This is a genomic window from Jeongeupia sp. HS-3 (genome assembly GCF_015140455.1).
GTDB lineage: Bacteria > Pseudomonadota > Gammaproteobacteria > Burkholderiales > Chitinibacteraceae > Jeongeupia.
This window is the reverse complement of the sequence record NZ_AP024094.1, coordinates 1,346,684-1,364,596: the sequence shown is the minus strand read 5'-3', so window position 1 is coordinate 1,364,596 and position 17,913 is coordinate 1,346,684. Positions and strand designations below refer to the sequence as shown.

Sequence of the window (17,913 nt, the reverse complement as noted above, 5' to 3'; positions counted from 1 at the left end):
CGTAGGCATTTTCCGCTAGAGGAGAGAGTTCATCATGACCGCACTGATCGGAGTCGCCGTTGTTCTGGTCGCCTTTCTGGTGCTCGCCTACCGGCGTGCACCGTTGTGGCTGACGTCGCTCGTGGTATTGGCAGGCCTGGCTTACTGTATTACCGCCCAAGGTGCGCATTGGGCCTGGGGGGCTGGCGCGCTCGCGGTATTGGCGGTGCTCAACCTCAAGCCGCTGCGTCGCGCCATCGTTACCGGCCCGCTGTTCTCTATCTTCAAGAAAATCACCCCGGCCATGTCGCAGACCGAACAGGAAGCGATCGATGCCGGTACGGTGTGGTGGGATAGGGATCTGTTCTCGGGCAAGCCCGATTACAACAAGCTGCACAGCTATCCGGCACCGAAGCTGACTGCCGAGGAAGAGGCCTTCCTGAACGGCCCGACCGAAACGCTGTGCAAGATGCTCGACGACTGGCAGATCACGCAGGAAACCAAGGATCTGACCCCCGAAGTCTGGCAGTTCATCAAGGACAACGGCTTCCTGGGCATGATCATCAAGAAGGAATTCGGCGGCAAGGAATTCTCCAACTACGCTCACGCCCGTGTGGTCACCAAGATCGCTACCCGCTCGGGTTCGGCCGCGGTGACGGTGATGGTGCCGAACTCGCTCGGCCCGGGTGAGTTGCTGCAGCACTACGGTACTGACGAACAAAAGAACTACTACCTGCCGCGTTTGGCCAAGGGCGTGGACATCCCGTGCTTTGCGCTGACCAGCCCCGAGGCGGGCTCGGACGCCGGCGGTATTCCCGACTACGGCATCGTCTGCCGCGGCAGCTACACCGATCCGCGCACCGGCGAGAAGCACGACAATGTGCTCGGCATGCGCGTGACCTGGGAAAAGCGCTACATCACCCTCGGCCCGGTTGCGACCGTGCTGGGGCTGGCGTTCAAGCTCTATGACCCGGAACACCTCATCGGTGAGAAGGACGACATCGGCATCACCTGCGCGCTGATTCCGACCAATCACGAAGGCGTGAGCATCGGTCGCCGCCACTATCCGGGTACCGCGACGTTCCAGAACGGCCCGAACTGGGGCAAGGACGTGTTCATCCCGATGGACTGGATCATCGGCGGCAAGGACTACGTCGGCCAGGGCTGGCGCATGCTGGTCGAATGCCTGTCGGTCGGTCGCTGCATCTCGCTGCCGGCGATGTCGGTCGCCTCGGGCAAGCTCGCTTCGTATACCACCGGTGCCTATGCCCGCATCCGCAACCAGTTCGGCATGTCGATCGGCAAGTTCGAAGGCGTCGACGAGGCGCTGGGGCGGATCGGTGGCTACACCTATCAGATGGACGCGGCACAACGTCTGGCGCTGACCGCGCTCGATCTCGGTGAAAAGCCGTCGGTGCTGTCGGGCATCCTCAAGTATCACAACACCGAACGCATGCGTAAGACCATCAACGACGCGATGGACGTGCACGCCGGCAAGGCGGTCTGCACCGGCCCGCGCAACTACCTGGCGCTCGGCTATGGCGCGATTCCGGTGGCGATCACCGTCGAAGGCGCGAACATCCTCACCCGGTCGATGATCATCTTCGGTCAGGGCGCGATCCGCTGCCACCCGTTCGTGCTGAAGGAACTGCGCGCGGCGATGAGCAACGACGGCAAGGCCTTTGATGCTGCGGTGATCGGCCATATCGGCTTCACGGTCTCGAACGCGGTGCGCGCGCTGGTGCTCGGCGTCACCGGCGCCAAGCTGGCCGGTGGCGGCAAGAGCGGCCCGACCGCGCAGTACTACCGCGACATCACCCGTCTGTCGTCGGCGTTCGCCTTCCTCGCCGACATGGGCATGGCCTCGCTCGGCGGCAGCCTCAAGTTCAAGGAAAAACTGTCGGCCCGTCTTGGCGACATGCTCTCCAATCTTTATATCGCCACCGCGTCGTTGAAGAAGTTCGAGGACGACGGCGCGCCTGCCGACGATCTGCCACTGGTGCGCTGGGCCGTCGAGACCGCGCTGTTCGATTGCCAGGAAGCCATGAATGGTTTCCTCGCCAACCACCCGAGCGGTGCGCTGGCGTGGCTGATGCGCCGCGTGGTGTTCCCGCTGGGGCTGTCGTACAAGCCGGCATCCGACCGCACCGGTACCCAGGTCGCCAAGCTGTTGATGGAACCGTCCGAAGCGCGTGATCGCCTGGTGCACTACATGTACCGCTCCAAGGATGAAAACGATGCCGTCGGCGTGCTCGAGCATGCACTCAAGGCGGTGATCGAAACCGAAGCGCTCGAAGGCAAGCTGCGCAGTGCCCAGCGCAAGGGGCAACTGGTCGGAATTACCGCGCAGGAACGGCTGGACGACGCACGCAGCAAGGGTTTGATCAACGACATCGAGTTCGCCGCGGTGCAGCGTGCTCGCCGTCTGAAGCGCGAAGTCATCATGGTCGACGATTTCGATCCGCAACTGGCGATGGCCGATTCCGGTGCAATTCATCGCAAAGTGATCTGAACGTGCAACGAAACGGGGCGATAGGTAGTGTGATTATTGACACTACATCGCCAGTGCCGAACCATAGATAAATCGCTCGTTTTAAAAGAGTGATTGATAAATGAAGCTTGCTTGCAGCACTGCTGCGTCTAAGGAGAGCACGAATGAAGACCATCGCTTTTGCTTTGCGCACCATGGGGGTTGGCAGCCTGCTGGTTCTGGCTACGAATGCCAGCGCCTCCGGCTATCACTTCGGTGTTCAGAGCGTCAGTGCACAGGGTGTTGCCAACTCGGCCGGTGCGGCCGCTCAGGATGCGACGACCATTTTCTACAACCCGGCCGGTATGACCTACCTGCCAGGCACCAACGTTTCGGGCGCGCTGATCGTCGTCGACCCGCATATCAAGCCTGAAAACGTCAGCGCCACGACCGCGGCCGGACGGCCGATCAGCGGCAGCGATGCCGGTGATCCGACTTCGCCGGTGGTGGTGCCGCAGGCTTACATTTCCCACCAGATCAACGATCAGGCCTGGGTGGGTCTGGGCATGTTCGTGCCGTTCGGCGATGCGATCGAGTACGACAGCAACTGGGTGGGCCGTTACAACGGCAACACCCTGGACATGATGACGATCGCGCTCAATCCGACCTTTGCCTACAAGTTCAACGAGCAGTTCTCGGTCGGCGCCGGTGTGACCGTGCAATACATGAAGGCCACATTCAAAAAACGCGCCGACTTCGGCACCCAGGCGGGTGCAACGGTGGTGGGCGGCAGGCCGCTGGCCGCAAGCAATCCGAAGCTGGTGGCCGGCACCGGCGAGTACGACGGTGAACTCGACTACGAAGGCGACGACTGGGCCTTCGGCTTCAACCTTGGCGGGATGTGGCAGGTCGATCCAAGCCTGCGCATTGGCGCGGCTTATCGTTCGAGCATCAGCCAAAGCCTCGAAGGCGACGCCAACTGGACACGCCCGAGCACGCTGGGTCTGGGCGCGCTCGACAGCACGGTGATCGGCGGCCTGGCGCTCAAGGGCTATCGCAGCGGCGAGGGTACGGTCGATGTCGATACGCCGGATTCGTTCTCGCTGAACTTCTACAAAACGATCAACGAACAGTTGGCGTTCATGGGCGACTGGACCTACACCCGGCACTCGAAGTTCAAGGAACTGCGGCTGAAGTTCGATACCGGCTTGCCGGACGCGGTGATCGAGCAGGACTGGAAAAACACCAGCCGCTACTCGCTGGGTGCGACCTACAAGGTCAATGATCCGCTGCTGTTGCGCTTCGGTCTGGCCTACGACCAGAGCCCGGTACCGAGCGAGGCCGAGCGTATCGCCGCGCTGCCGGACAACAACCGGATCTGGTACTCGATCGGTGCCAACTATGCCTTCAGCAAGAACATGTCGGTGGATGTCGCCTACACCTATGTTGATATCCAGGATGCCAACATGAACAACAAGGAATGTTCGGCCGCCAACGGATGTACCGGTAGCGGCACGACCACCAAGGCCAACTTCAAGAGCTACGCCAATATTCTTGGCGCGCAACTTAACTACCGCTTCTAAGGGATGCGGCGGACGGGGGCACCCGTCCGCCGTTGCGGCCAGCCGGCCGCAGCCTTTGGGGGCGTTTTCCACGCGGGGATAATGCATGTCTAACGTATCGCAGAAACAGATCCGCAAGGTCGCGGTGCTCGGTGCCGGTGTGATGGGAGCGCAAATCGCCGCTCATCTGGCCAATGCCGGTATCGATACCGTGCTCTTCGATCTGCCGGCCAAGGAAGGCCCGGCCAACGGCATCGTGCTCAAGGCCATCGACAACCTCAAGAAACTCAAGCCCGCACCGCTGATGTCGGCGATGCGCGCCGACCTGATCGAAGCCGCCAACTACGGCACCGATCTGGCCAAGCTGGGCGACTGTGACCTCGTGATCGAAGCGATCGCCGAACGGCTCGACTGGAAGCTCGATCTGTATGCCAAGATCGCGCCGCACCTCGCCGCGCACGCGATCCTCGCCACCAATACCTCGGGCCTGGCTATCCAGAAACTGGCCGACGGCGTACCGGGCGAACTGAAGTCGCGCTTCTGCGGCATCCACTTCTTCAACCCGCCGCGCTATATGTACCTCGTGGAGCTGATCCCGACCGCCGGCACCGAAAGCGCCGAGCTCGACGCGCTGGAGACCTTCCTGGTCACCCGTCTGGGCAAAGGTGTGGTTCGCGCCAAGGACACCCCGAACTTCATCGCCAACCGCATCGGCGTGTTCTCGATGCTGGCGACGATTCATCACGCCGAGCAGTTCGGTATCCGTTTCGACGTTGTCGACGATCTGACCGGCCCGCGCATGGGCCGTCCGAAGTCGGCGACCTTCCGCACCGCCGACGTCGTCGGCCTGGATACCTTCGCGCACGTCGTCAAGACCATGACCGACAATCTGCCGGATGATCCATGGGCGGCGTACTACAAGAGCCCGGCCTGGCTGGCCGCGCTGATTGAGAAGGGCGCGCTGGGTCAGAAGACCCGCGCCGGTATCTATAAGAAAGAAGGCCGCGATATTTTCGTGCTCGACCCGAAGGCCGGCGAATACGTGCCGTCCGGGCAGAAGGGCAGCGACGAGGTCAAGGCGATCCTCAAGCTCGACGACCCGGCACAGAAGGTTGCGGCGCTGCGTGCATCGGCGCATCCGGAAGCGCAATTCCTCTGGGCCTGCCTGCGCGACGTGTGGCATTACGTCGCCACCTTGCTCGACGGCATTGCCGATTCGGCCCGCGACATCGATTTCGCGATTCGCTGGGGCTTCGGCTGGAAGCAGGGCCCGTTCGAGCTGTGGCAAGCCGCCGGCTGGAAAGCCGTGGCCGACGCCGTCAGTGCCGATATCGCCGCCGGCAAGACCATGGCGTCGACGCCGCTGCCGGCCTGGGTGGCGCAGCGCGACGGCGTGCACGCGCCGGACGGCTCGTACAGCGCGGCGCAGAACAAACTCATTGGCCGTTCGACCTTGCCGGTTTATGGTCGCCAGCTTTATCCGCCGCAACTCGTCGGCGATGCCGAGCCGAACTACGGCGAAACCGTGTTCGAGAACGACAGCGTCCGCCTGTGGTTGGCGCCGGCCGCGACCGACGTGCCGGTGCTGTCGTTCAAGACCAAGGCGCACTGCATTGGCGCCAACGTGCTCGCCGGCGTGCAGGAGGCGATCCGCATCGCCGAAGCCCGCTTCCAGGGGCTGGTGATCTGGCATCCGGAAGCACCGTTCTCGGTTGGTGCCGATCTGGCCAGCATGGGCCCGGCCTTCATGACCGGTGATTTCGGCGCGATCGAAAACATGGTTGCCGAGTTCCAGAACACCTCGATGGCGATCAAGTACGCCAAGGTGCCGGTGGTCGGCGCCGCGCAGGGCTATGCCTTCGGCGGCGGTTGCGAGTTCCTGATGCACTGCAGCCGCGTGGTCGCGGCGGTGGAAACGTATATCGGTCTGGTTGAAGTCGGCGTCGGTCTGCTGCCGGCCGGCGGCGGCTGCAAGGAGTTCGCACTGCGCGCGGCTCGCGAAGCCAAGGGTGGCGACATCCTCGCGGTGCTGAAGGACTACTACCTGGCGATGGCGATGGCCAAGGTCGGCACCAGTGCCGAGGAAGGCCAGCAGATCGGCTATCTGAAGGAATCGGACATCGTGCTGTTCAACAGCAACGAGCTGCTGTTCGTCGCGCAGGCGCAAGTCCGCGCACTGGCGGCAACCGGCTACCGCGCGCCGGTGAAGCCGAAAGCGTTCCCGGTTGCCGGGCGCAGCGGTGCCGCGACGATCCAGGGCCAGCTGATCAATATGCTCGAAGGCGGTTTCATCTCCAAATACGACTACTACATCGGCTGCCAGATCGCCGACGTGGTGACCGGTGGCGATGTCGAGGCCGGCACGCTGGTGAACGAGGAATGGATACTCAAGCTGGAGCGTGAGCGCTTCATGGGACTGCTGAAGAAGGGCAAGACCCAGGAACGCATCATGTACATGCTCGAGAACAACAAACCGCTACGTAACTGACCGATCTGCGGGCCTCCGCGGCGCATGGCTGCGTCACCGGGGCTGGTTCGGCATGCTCATGGGCTTCAGCCCATTCCGCTGCCTCGCCATCCCCGTTCCTTGCCCTGCACCACGGCCTTCCCGCAGCTCTCGCGGTTCTGAAACAGTTGGCGGCCTTTGAGGTCGCAAGTGCAACAAATCAGGAGCTCACCATGAGCAAACAGATTCAGGAAGTCTATATCGTCGCCGCCACCCGCACCCCGGTGGGCAAGGCGCCGCGCGGCATGATGAAGCACGTGCGTCCGGACGACATGCTGGCGCACGTGATCAAGGGCGCGATGGCGCAGGTGCCGGGGCTCGATCCGGCGCGCATCGACGACGTCGTCGTCGGCTGCGCGATGCCGGAAGCCGAGCAGGGCATGAATGTGGCGCGGATCGGCGCGCTGCTCGCCGGGCTGCCGGATACCGTCGGTGGCATCACCATCAACCGCTTCTGCTCGTCGGGCATCAATGCCGTCTCGATGGCGGCCGACCGTATCCGCGTCGGTGAAGCCGACGTGATGATCGCCGCCGGTGCCGAATCGATGTCGATGGTGCCGATGATGGGCAACAAGGTTGCGCTGAATCCGGCGTTTTTCGCCAACAACGAAAACATGGCGATTGCCTTCGGCATGGGCCTGACCGCCGAGAAGGTCGCGCAGCAATGGAACGTCAGTCGCGAAGACCAGGATGCGTTCGCAGTCGAATCGCACCGCCGCGCGCTGGCGGCGATCGAATCGGACGCGTTTGCCGACGAGATCACCCCTCTCGACGTCACCTACCGGGTGCCGAATCTCGCGACCGGCGAGGTCGAGCTGATCAACAAGACGCTGACCACCGACGAAGGCCCGCGCCGCGACACCAGTCTCGAAGGGCTGGCCAAGCTCAAGACCGTGTTTGCCGCCAAGGGCTCGGTCACTGCCGGCAACAGCTCGCAGATGTCCGATGGCGCCGGCGCGCTGATCCTGGTGTCGGAAAAGGTATTGAAGGAATACAACCTGACGCCGCTGGCCAAGTTCACGACCTTCGCGGTCAAGGGCGTGCCGCCGGCGATCATGGGGATCGGCCCGAAGGAAGCGATTCCGGCCGCGCTCAAGCAAGCCGGCTTGAGCCTGAACGATCTGGCGTGGATCGAGCTGAACGAAGCCTTTGCCGCACAGGCGCTGGCCGTCAGCCGCGATCTGGGGCTGGACATGAGTAAGGTGAACCCGAACGGGGGGGCGATTGCGCTCGGCCATCCGCTCGGCGCCACCGGCGCCATCCGCGCCGCGACGCTGATCCACGGCCTGCGCCGCCAGGGCAAGCCGGGCGCCTACGGCATGGTGACCATGTGCATCGGCACCGGCATGGGCGCCGCCGGCATCATCCAGGTGCTGTAAGGCCTGCAACGAGTTTGAACTCTGCCTGTCTTTTGCCCGCGCTTATCCCGTGGGCTTTTTTTCTAGGGGAAGACCATGAAAAAACGCGCGATAACGCTGGCCCTGACGCTGGCGATGGCCGTGAGCGGTGCTTATGCCCTCGACGTTGCCGGCATCAGCGTGCCGGACAAAACCGAAGTGGCCGGGCAGTCGCTGCAACTGAATGGCGCCGGTGTGCGCAAGAAGGTGGTATTCGATGTTTACGTCGCTTCGCTGTACACCAGCGCCAAGGTCGGCGACGCAGCGGCGGTGATCAATGCTGCCACGCCACGGCGGATGGAGTTGCGCATGCTGCGTGAGGTCTCGGCCGGCACCATGCACGAATCGTTTGTCGACGGTCTCAAGGACAACGCCTCGGCGGCCGAGCTGAAGCGCTTTGCGCCGCAGCTTGATGCGCTCGACAAGGTTTTTCGTGAGGTCAAGACCGTGGCCAAGGGCGACGTGATCCAGCTGGATCTGTTACCGGGGCAGGGAACACGCGTCACCGTGCGCGGCAAGGCCTATCCGCCGATTGCCGGGGACGATTTTGCCTCGGCGCTGTTGTCGATCTGGCTGGGCAAAGCGCCGGTGCAGGCCGGTTTGAAGGCGCAGCTGCTCGGCGCGCGCTGATTCTTCGGTCCGGACCGGGTTATGGGGCCGCCTTCGGGCGGCCCTTTGTATTGGTAGTGAAACTACGCATCCATTCTGGTGTGTTTTTTGTTTACTACGGCAGTATTTCAGTTTTAATGCGATGTGTACGGATAAATTCGTAGTCAGTTACATTGCGTAACGCGAAAATGTAGGTAGTAAAAGTACAAAAACTATTGCGTCAATTATGTAGTTTTGCTAAAGTTCACTCATGCCAGCAAACCTGCTGTCATCCCTGAACCAAGACCTTCTCCAAGGAGATGGACATGAAGACCCTGCTGAAAATCGTGAAGAACGTCGAACTGGCCCAGCGCCTGATCGTGAAATCTTACGGATGGCGTTTGACGCTCGTTCGTTGATGTTTTGCGCTGTTTAGCGCATCTCTGTAGTACCCGGCCTCTTGGCCGTTATCGACTCCTCCTATTGATGCCCGTGCATCGGCCCTTGTGGGCCGAGCCGGGCAATTTTTTTGTTCGTCATTCATACGCACCGAATCGCCGCTGCATCCGGGCTTTCGGCTAAAGTACGGTGTTTTCAAGCTCGCCATCGCCGCATGTCTGTCCTGATGCGTTCCACCCTCTTGAGTGCTTTGTTCGCCACCAGCCTGGTTTGGGCCGATGAGGGCGAAATCGCCTCGTATAAGGTCCAGATTGATGCGCCGTCCGAGATCGAATCCTTGCTCGAGCGCTATCTGGATTTGTACCGCTGGCGTGACGAGAAAAAGACCACGCCGGATAGCCTGCAACTGCTGGTCGACCGCACTCCGCAGGAAGCGGCCGCGCTCTTGAACACCCAGGGTTATTTTTCCTCGAAAATCACCGCCAGGCTTGAGCATGAAGACGGGCATTACCGTGCGGTGCTCAAGGTCGATTCTGGCCCGTTGACGCGGGTCGACAAGGTCGATTTTCAACTCACCGGGCCGATTACCGAGGACGATGCCTTTTACCAGCGTGCGCTAGGCCGGCTCGAAAGCGGCTGGGCTCTGGCCGAGGGCGATGTCTTTACCCAGTCGGCATGGTCCGAAACCAAGCAGCGCGTGTTGAACCGCATTCTGGCGCGGCGCTATTTGACCGCGCGTATCGCCAAGAGCGAGGTCAAGGTCGATCCGGCCAGCAACACCGCCGCCGTCACGCTGCTTGTCGATAGCGGCCCGGCGTATAGCTATGGGCCGGTCACGATCAAGGGCTTGCAACGCTATCCGGAACGCATCGTTAAGAACCGCATTGACCTGCAAGAAGGCGGCGAGTACCGCCGCAAGGATCTGGCAGATCTGCAGACGGATTTGCAGGCAATGCCGCAATTTGGCGCCGCGGTCGTCGAGGCCGATCCATCGCCGACGCCACCTTATATCGCGCCGGTGGTCATCAATCTGCAAGAAGTGCCGCTGAACAAACTGGCGCTATCGCTGGGTTACAGCACCAATACCGGCCCGCGCACCGAAGCACAGTATTACTACAACAACTTGCTCGACCGTGGCTGGGTTGCCGGCGTGCGCGCCAAGCTCGATGGCGACGAGCAGGAAGGCGAGCTGTCGATCGATTTTCCGCAGTTCAGAAGTGGCTATTCGCATCGCGCCTATGTGAACTACACCAGCAGCACGGTTGAGGGGCTGGATACCCAGACCTACAAGGGGGGCGTGTTCCGCTCCCGTAAGGAAGACCTGATCGAGCGGGTGCTGGGCATCGAATACCTGAGTGAACGCCGGGTCAACGCCGATAACAATATCGAACGGCCGCAGGCGCTGGTGGCGTACTACAAGTGGATCCGCCGTGATCTTGATAATCGTCGCGATCCCAAGAACGGCAATATCCTGCAGCTTGAGGGCGCCGGTGCGGTACAAGGGCTGGCGACCGATGAATCCTTCGTGCAGCTCTACGCTCAGGGCGTGCAGTACTGGAAGATCGGTACCGCCGATGTGGCCTTCATCCGGCTCGAACTCGGGCAGAACTTCACCAACGATCCGAGCAAGGTGCCGACCGATTACCTGTTCCGTGCCGGTGGCGCCAACAGCGTGCGCGGCTACGATTACCAGAGTCTCGGCATTATCTCCGGCGACACCACCGGGCCGGGCCGTGTGCTCGGAACCGCGACGGCGGAATATCAACATGTGGTCTACAAGGACTGGCGCGCCGCGGTCTTCGTCGACTACGGCGATGCTGCCGATACCTGGGACAGTTTCGAGGGCCAGACCGGCGTGGGGGCCGGTGCGCGCTGGGTCAGCCCGGTTGGCGTACTCGGGGCCGACCTCGCCTACGGGCTTGACGCCGAACAGTGGCGCTTCTATTTCAGTCTGGGGCTAACGTTCTGATATGAGCCTGGACGAACAGAATCCTCCGCCCGAGCAAGACGCCGCCGCTCCACCACCCAAGCCCAGGCGCAGCGTGTTGCGCTGGCTGATCTGGGGCACGCTCGGCAGTGTGTTGCTGCTGCTGGCCGTGCTTGCCGCCGGTCTGGCATGGATCGATAGCGACGGTGGACACCGCTGGCTGTTGGCGCGCGCCAATGCCAGCGGCGTAGTCAAACTCGAATCGTTCGAGGGCTCGCTCTGGCGGGGGATCACCGTCAATGGGCTGGTTGTCGACACCAAGGCGGTGACGGTCAAGCTGGATCGTGGCTACCTCGAGTGGCAGCCGGCTGCGCTGCTGTCGCGGCGGGTATCGCTGACGCGGCTTGAACTGGGCCATCTGGACATCGCCACCAAGCCCGGCCCGCCGAACCAGCCGCCGTCGCCACCGCCAAGCTCGCTGAGCCTGCCGATCGCGGTCGATGTCGACGCTGCCAGCCTGAGTCGTTTTACCCTGGCCGGATCGCCGGTCGATCTGCAGCATGTACGCCTGAATCTGCACAGCGATGGCAATGTGCACCGGCTCGATCTGCAGCAACTCGACACCCCGCGTGGCCGGATCAAGGCGCAGTTGTCGCTGGATGGCCGTGCACCGTTCGCCACCCATGGCCGGCTGGGCTATCGTGGCGTGATTGAGGAGCGGGCGCTGGAAAGCCAGTTGCGCCTGTCCGGCTCGCTGCGCGATCTGGGCCTGGCCGGGACGGTCAAGGGCGAGAACATCGGTATTTCGCTGGATAGCCGGCTCGATGTGTTCGCGCCGTATGCCTACGCAATGCTGAAGGCCGCGGAGCTGAAGGCGCACGGTGTCAATCCCGCCGCCTTGCAGCCCGGCTTGCCGCAGGCGCTGCTCGATATTGATCTGGCCTTGAAGCCGAGTAGCGGCAAGCTTGCCGCCGGATCGCTGCTGCTGAAAAACGCCGCGCCGGGGCCGGCCGATACCAATGCCTTGCCGCTGACGGGCATCACTGCCGATTTCTCGCTGAATGACGACCGCCTTGATCTTGCCTCGCTGAAGGCCTCGCTGCTTGGTGGCGGCGAGATCACGGGGCGCGGCCAGTTCCGTGCCGATCAGCTCAATGCGACGATCGGTGTCGCCGGGCTTGATCTGTCGAAGCTGCTGCAGAAACAGCCGAAAACCAAACTGGCCGGTCAAGTGCTGTTGAGTGGCCCGTACAAGGCGCCGGACGTCAAGGCCAGCCTGGACGACCCAACCTACAAGGCCGCGCTCAAGGCCGATCTGGGCTGGATTCGTCCGCAGACCGAACGCCGGCTGGCGGTGCGTAGTGCAGAGCTCAAGCGTGGCAACAGCACGCTGGCGCTCAAGGGTGAATTCGGTTTCGAGCGTCAGGATTTTCTCGCCGATGCGACGCTGCGCAATATTAATCCGGCCGAGTTCGCCGCCGTACCGGCCGGGCAGATCAGTGGTCATATCAAGGCGCGTGGTGCACTGAAACTGGCCATTTCTGCGCATGTGAAATACGAGCTGGCGCAGAGTACGTTCAACAAGCGGCCGTTGTCGGGCAAGGGCGAGCTGGAACTGAGCGAGGCGCGGCTCAAGCAAGCCGATCTGTGGCTGGCGCTGGGCAGCAACCGGGTCAGCGCGCGCGGCGCGCTTGGTACCGCCAGCGACAAGCTCGATCTGCAGTTGGCGCTGGATAATCTTGGCGAAATCGGCCCCGGTTTTTCGGGGCGGATTCAGGGGACGACGCAACTGATCGGCACGTTCAAGCGGCCGCTGATCAAGACCGCGCTCAATGTCAGTGCACTGGCGACGCCATTTGGCGTTCGCCTCGCGCGCGGCACGCTCGACGGCCAGCTCTACGCCGACCTGACGAGCCCGATGCATTTCGACGCTGATCTCACCGGTCTTGAGGGCTTCGATGCCAGGATTGCCCGACTGAAGCTGGCGATCAACGGCACCCGTGGTGCGCATGCGATTCGGCTGACTGCGGCCGGGCAGTACCGAGACGAGCCGGTCGGCATCGATCTTGCCGCCAACGGCGGCCTTGATCCGCAGTGGCAGTGGCGTGGGCGGATCAGCAAGCTCGGCGGTCAAGCGATGCTGCCGATCAGCCTGCAATCGGCGCTCGACGCCAGTTTTGGCGCGGCCAAGGTCGAGCTTGGGGCGACGTCGCTGGCGGTCGGCGAGAGCCGGATCAAGCTCGGTCGATTGAGCTGGCAACCGGGGCGGCTGGAGACCGAGGGCGTCGCGGACAAACTGGTGCTCGCCGAAATCCTCAAGCTCGCCGATTTCAAAACGGTACAAAGTGATCTGGTGCTGAACGGCCGCTGGCAACTGAAGCAGGCGGCGACACTGGATGGCGAGGTATCGCTGGCGCGCGTCAGCGGCGATGTGCGCGTTCCGGCAAGCGAGCGCAGCCCGGCGCAGGCGCTGGGGCTTGATCAACTGAGTGCCCGCATCGTGGCGCGCCAATCGACGGTGACGCTGGACGGGCAAGTGCGTAGCGGCCGTTTTGGCCAGGTTGCGCTATCGGGCAACACCCGGGTCGATGCGCCGGCGTGGCAGTTGGCGATCGGCGCGCCACTCGCGGTGCGCGCAACCGGCAAGCTGTCCGATCTGGCAAAAATTTCCCCGCTGCTGAGCGACAGCCTGCAACTGAAGGGCAGCGTCGATTTCGACCTCAGCCGCGATGGCCCGCTGTCGCAGCCAGTGCTGGCCGGCACGCTGAATGGCGACAATCTGGCGATTCGTGATGCCGCCACCGGCATTTCGCTGCAGGATGGCAAAGCCAGAGTCCGGCTGGCGCAGAACCGCGTGCTGCTGGATACCTTTACCTTCAAGGGGGGGCGCGGCGATCTCAGCGCCACCGGCCAGATCGACCTGAACGACAACGGCGCCGATGCCAGCGCCACGATCACCGCGCGACAGCTGACGCTGATCAACAAGCCGGACATGCAGCTGGTGGTGTCGGGCAAGGGCGACGTCCGCTATGGCAAGGAAGGCATCTCGGTTACCGGCAACCTCAAGGCCGATCACGGCGATATCCGCTACCGTTCGACCGATGTGCCGCACCTGTCCGACGATGTCGTCATCGTCGGGCAGAAAAAAGACGTCGGCAAGCCGGTGCCGCTGGCCAATCTGCAGTTCGAAGTCGACCTCGGCGATGATTTCACCTTCCGCGGCTACGGGCTGGAAGCGCAGCTTTCCGGTCTGCTGCGCCTGCGCAGTACGCCCAACCAGTCGCTGCAGGGTTTTGGCACCGTCAAGGTCGAGGAGGGAACCTACCGTGCCTACGGGCAGAAGCTGGCGATCGAGCGCGGCATCGTGTCGTTCTCGGGCATGCTCGATAATCCGTCGCTCGACATTCTTGCTGTGCGCGAAGGGTTGTCGGTCGAAGCCGGCGTACAGGTCAAGGGCTCGGCGCTGAACCCGCGGGTAACGCTGTATTCAAACCCGGTGGTGCCGGATAACGAGAAGCTGTCGTGGCTGCTGTTCGGTCATGGCACCGACAACATGGACAAGGGCGATTCGGCCGTATTGCTGCAGCTCTTGAATGCCGCCTTGTCGAGTGGTGATACGGGCGAGAGCTTCTCGGACGAAATCTTCAGTAGTCTGGGAATCGACGAGGTTGGCGTGGCCTCGGACACGATGGAAGACGGTACCACCACGCAGGTGGTGACCGTGAGCAAACGGCTCAACAAATGGCTGACGCTGGGGCTCGACAAGAGCATCAACGGCCTCAAGGATGCCGTCCGCTTCACGCTGCAGCTGTCGCGGCGCTGGTCCTTCGTCACCCGGATCGGCACCGACGAAAGCACGATCGACGCCAAGTATTCGATCAACTTCGATTCGCTCTGGGGTGATGACAAGCCCGCTGCTCCGCCGCAAAAATAGCGTGCTGCGCTAGAGGGTGCGGGCGACCACCCATGCCTCGACGTGTTGCGCACCGGCACGTTTGAGCGCCGCAGCAAGGGTGTCGAGGGTCAGGCCGCTGGTCATGACATCGTCGATGATGGCGATGCGCAGGCCTTGAACGCCGGATGTGGCGGCGAATGCACCTCGCAGATTGAGTTTGCGCTTGCTGAGACTCAAGCGGCTTTGCTGGCCGGTGTCGCGAATCCGGCTGGCCAGATCGTGCCGCAGTGGCAGGCCGGTTCGCGCCGCGAGGACGCCGGCGATCTCGGCCGACTGGTTGAAGCCGCGTTCGCGCAGCCGCTTGGTGTGCAAGGGCATCGGCACCAGTACATCGACGTCGGCTATCGCCGGCAAGCGCAATGCCAATAAGTCGGCGAGCGTGCGCCACAAAGGCCAGCGGCCGGCGTATTTGGCCGCGGTGATCAGTTGCGCTACTTCGCCACCGTAGCGCAAGGCTGCGTAGCTGGCGTCAAAACGCGGTGGATCGGCAATGCAGCCGCCGCATCGCCCGCCGTCGAGCGTCGGTAGTGCGCATTGCGGGCAGCAGCTGAGCGGTAGTCGCGGCAAAGCCGCGTCGCAAGTCGCGCAAAATGCACCGCGGCACCAGCGGTGGCAAAGCGTGCAGCACGCCGGCCAGTGCCACAGCTTGATGTTGTCCAAAATACTTGGCATCGAATTTGACAATGACGAACCCCGTGCCGAGAATGGCGCAACTTCTCATTTCTAGCCCATTCAGCCGACCATGACGCAAACGATCGAATTCAAGCGCCTTACGCCGCATCCGCAGCAACAGAACTGGAGCCTCGACGACGTGGCGGCATTGTTCGAGCTGCCGTTCAACGATCTGCTGTTTCGCGCCCAACAGGTGCACCGCGAGTCCTTCGACGCCAATCGTGTGCAGTTGTCGACGCTGCTGTCGGTCAAAACCGGCGGCTGTTCGGAAGACTGTGGCTACTGTTCGCAATCGGCGCGCCACGACACCGGGCTGGAGCGCGAAACGCTGATGGATGCCGACGAGGTGATCGAAGTCGCCCGCATCGCCAAGGAAAACGGCGCCAGCCGCTTCTGCATGGGCGCGGCGTGGCGCGGCCCGAAGACCAAGGATCTGGAGTCGGTGAAGCAGATGATTGCCGGGGTCAAAGCGCTCGGGCTGGAAACCTGTGCCACGCTGGGCATGCTCAAGGACGGCCAAGCCGAAGAGCTGCGTGACGTCGGCCTCGACTATTACAACCACAACCTCGATACCAGCCCCGAGAAGTACGCCGACATCGTCACCACCCACAGCTATGCCGACCGGCTCGATACCTTGGGCAAGGTGCGCAAGGCCGGGCTGCATGTCTGTACCGGCGGCATCGTCGGCCTCGGTGAAACCCGTCTCGATCGCGTCGGCCTGATCGCGCAGCTGGCCAATCTTGATCCGCAGCCCGATTCGGTGCCGATCAACAACCTCGTCAAGATCGAAGGCACGCCGCTGGATGGCGATCAGCACGTCGGCTGGACCGAGTTCGTTCGCACCATCGCCGTGGCGCGGATCACCATGGCCAAATCGTACGTGCGGCTCTCGGCCGGTCGGCAGCAGATGGACGAAGCGACCCAGGCGCTGTGCTTCATGGCCGGTGCCAATTCGATTTTCTACGGTGACAAGCTGCTGACCACCGGCAATCCGGATGTCACCCGCGACAAGGCATTGTTCGCAAAGCTCGACCTCAAACCGCTGTAAAAAGCGAGGCTGAAGGTGGCCCGACGAAAACCCCCGGCTTGAAGTCGGGGTTTTTTGCGTTGATTTCCTGACTTTTTACTGTCTTTTTGTGAAAAAATAGGCCGATCTACACGGTGCGGTAATTCGAAAGTGAAAGCATTGATCGTGGCCGTTCTGGCTGCCTGCTGTTGTGTCGCCTGCGCGACGCGTGTGGATCCCAAACTGATCGCAGCGCCGGGGCCGGCGATCACCTTCCAGAGCAACGCCTTGCGGCCAGCCAATGGCGAGGCGCTGATTCTTGCCGATACGCTGGTGCCCGGCGACATTCTGCTGACGGCCGGAAACGGGCTGACATCGGCGGGTATCCGCTTGATCACCATGGCGCCGGTCAGCCATGCCGCGCTGTATCTGGGTGATGGCGATGTGGCCGAAGCGGTGGGTAGCGGGGTGCGCGTGCGCAAAATCGGAGAGTTGCTCGATCATGAAGCCGTCGTCGTCGCTTTTCGTCATCCGGCGTTCCAGCCGGAGCAGGGCGTGCTGGTGCGCGATTTTGCCGACCGCAACGTCGGTAGCCGCTATGACTATGTCGGCGTGATGCTGCATGCGCCATTCTCGCTGCAACGGCGCGTGTGCGAATTGCCGCTGCTGCCAACGCCGGTGCGCGAAGGTTGTTTGCGCGGCATTGCCACGATCCAGCTGGGGAACGGTAACGACGAGCGTTTTTTCTGTTCGCAGTTCGTGCTTGAAGCGTATAAACACATCGGCTTGCCGATGACCGATGCCGATCCGCGCTGGATCAGCCCGGCCGATATCCTGCATATGCGCGAGGGGGACGTGCCCTCGCTGCAGGTCAATCAGACGCTGGTCTATCTGGGGCACCTCAAATTCCGACCCGAGACGGATAGGTCGGCAAGGCCGACCATGCTCGGTACTGCCCAACAAGGCTTTTGAACGGAGAGTTCCATGCTGCTTGATGCCATTCTCGCTGCCGTGCATTTCATCGCGATATTCATGGTGATCACCTTCATGAGTATCGAGACCGTCTTGATCCGGCGCGAATGGATGCCGCAAGCCGCGATCAAGCTGGCCCGTTACGATTTGCTGTACGCCCTCATGGCCTTGCTGGTGCTGGCTAGCGGGCTGGCGCGCTTGTTCTTTGGCATCAAGGGGGTGGCGTTCTACATGCAAAACCCGCTGTTTCACGCCAAGCTCACCGTTTTCGTACTGATCGGCTTGCTGTCGATCTACCCCACGCTACGTTTTCGCGCCTGGCGCGCCGCCGCAGCCAGGGTGCCGGGCTTTGTGCCGCCCGATGCCGAACTGGCCAAAGTCCGTCGCTGCCTGATGTGGGAAACACATTTGATCGTACTGCTGCCCATTCTGGCTGCGCTGATGGCACGGGGTTTCGGCTTATAAGTCGGGCACTGAGTA

General features: G+C 62.4%; 11 protein-coding genes. 10 read left to right on the top strand and 1 reads right to left on the bottom strand.

The genetic code is table 11. The features are described from left to right. Positions 1–34 precede the first annotated feature (34 nt). The 7 genes from JLC71_RS06290 to JLC71_RS06260 all read left to right on the top strand — a co-directional run bounded on the left by JLC71_RS06290 (position 35) and on the right by JLC71_RS06260 (position 14,762). Positions 35–2,491, top strand: a complete 2,457-nt coding sequence (locus tag JLC71_RS06290) for an acyl-CoA dehydrogenase (RefSeq protein ID WP_200917899.1) — start codon at positions 35–37, stop codon at positions 2,489–2,491. 143 nt (positions 2,492–2,634) lie between these two features. After that, complete coding sequence (locus JLC71_RS06285) at positions 2,635–4,032, top strand: OmpP1/FadL family transporter (RefSeq protein WP_200917898.1); 1,398 nt, start codon at positions 2,635–2,637, stop codon at positions 4,030–4,032. Positions 4,033–4,117: 85 nt separating this feature from the next. Continuing rightward, positions 4,118–6,499: a 3-hydroxyacyl-CoA dehydrogenase/enoyl-CoA hydratase family protein gene (locus JLC71_RS06280; RefSeq protein WP_200917897.1), complete on the top strand. Its 2,382-nt coding sequence runs from the start codon at positions 4,118–4,120 to the stop codon at positions 6,497–6,499. Between the two features lie 191 nt (positions 6,500–6,690). Next, entirely contained in the window at positions 6,691–7,896 is a 1,206-nt protein-coding gene (locus JLC71_RS06275; RefSeq protein WP_200917896.1) for an acetyl-CoA C-acyltransferase, read from the top strand. A 75-nt stretch (positions 7,897–7,971) separates the two neighbouring features. After that, entirely contained in the window at positions 7,972–8,544 is a 573-nt protein-coding gene (locus JLC71_RS06270) for a chalcone isomerase family protein (RefSeq protein WP_200917895.1), read from the top strand. A gap of 583 nt (positions 8,545–9,127) precedes the next feature. Next, entirely contained in the window at positions 9,128–10,870 is a 1,743-nt protein-coding gene (locus JLC71_RS06265) for an autotransporter assembly complex protein TamA (RefSeq protein WP_200917894.1), read from the top strand. Position 10,871: 1 nt separating this feature from the next. Beyond that, complete coding sequence (locus JLC71_RS06260) at positions 10,872–14,762, top strand: translocation/assembly module TamB domain-containing protein (protein ID WP_200917893.1); 3,891 nt, start codon at positions 10,872–10,874, stop codon at positions 14,760–14,762. A 9-nt stretch (positions 14,763–14,771) separates the two neighbouring features. Here the strand turns inward: JLC71_RS06260 and JLC71_RS06255 are convergent, their stop codons facing one another. Beyond that, positions 14,772–15,455, bottom strand: a complete 684-nt coding sequence (locus JLC71_RS06255) for a ComF family protein (RefSeq protein ID WP_200917892.1) — start codon at positions 15,453–15,455, stop codon at positions 14,772–14,774. Between the two features lie 70 nt (positions 15,456–15,525). Here JLC71_RS06255 and bioB point away from each other — a divergent pair, with 70 nt between their 5' ends. The 3 genes from bioB (at position 15,526) to JLC71_RS06240 (ending at position 17,898) form a co-directional block, all read left to right on the top strand. Then, positions 15,526–16,503, top strand: coding sequence for a biotin synthase BioB (gene bioB / locus JLC71_RS06250; RefSeq protein ID WP_200917891.1), 978 nt, complete (start codon positions 15,526–15,528; stop codon positions 16,501–16,503). A gap of 129 nt (positions 16,504–16,632) precedes the next feature. Next, positions 16,633–17,433, top strand: coding sequence for a C40 family peptidase (locus JLC71_RS06245; RefSeq protein WP_200917890.1), 801 nt, complete (start codon positions 16,633–16,635; stop codon positions 17,431–17,433). 12 nt (positions 17,434–17,445) lie between these two features. Continuing rightward, positions 17,446–17,898, top strand: coding sequence for a DUF2214 family protein (locus tag JLC71_RS06240; RefSeq protein WP_200917889.1), 453 nt, complete (start codon positions 17,446–17,448; stop codon positions 17,896–17,898). Positions 17,899–17,913 lie beyond the last annotated feature (15 nt).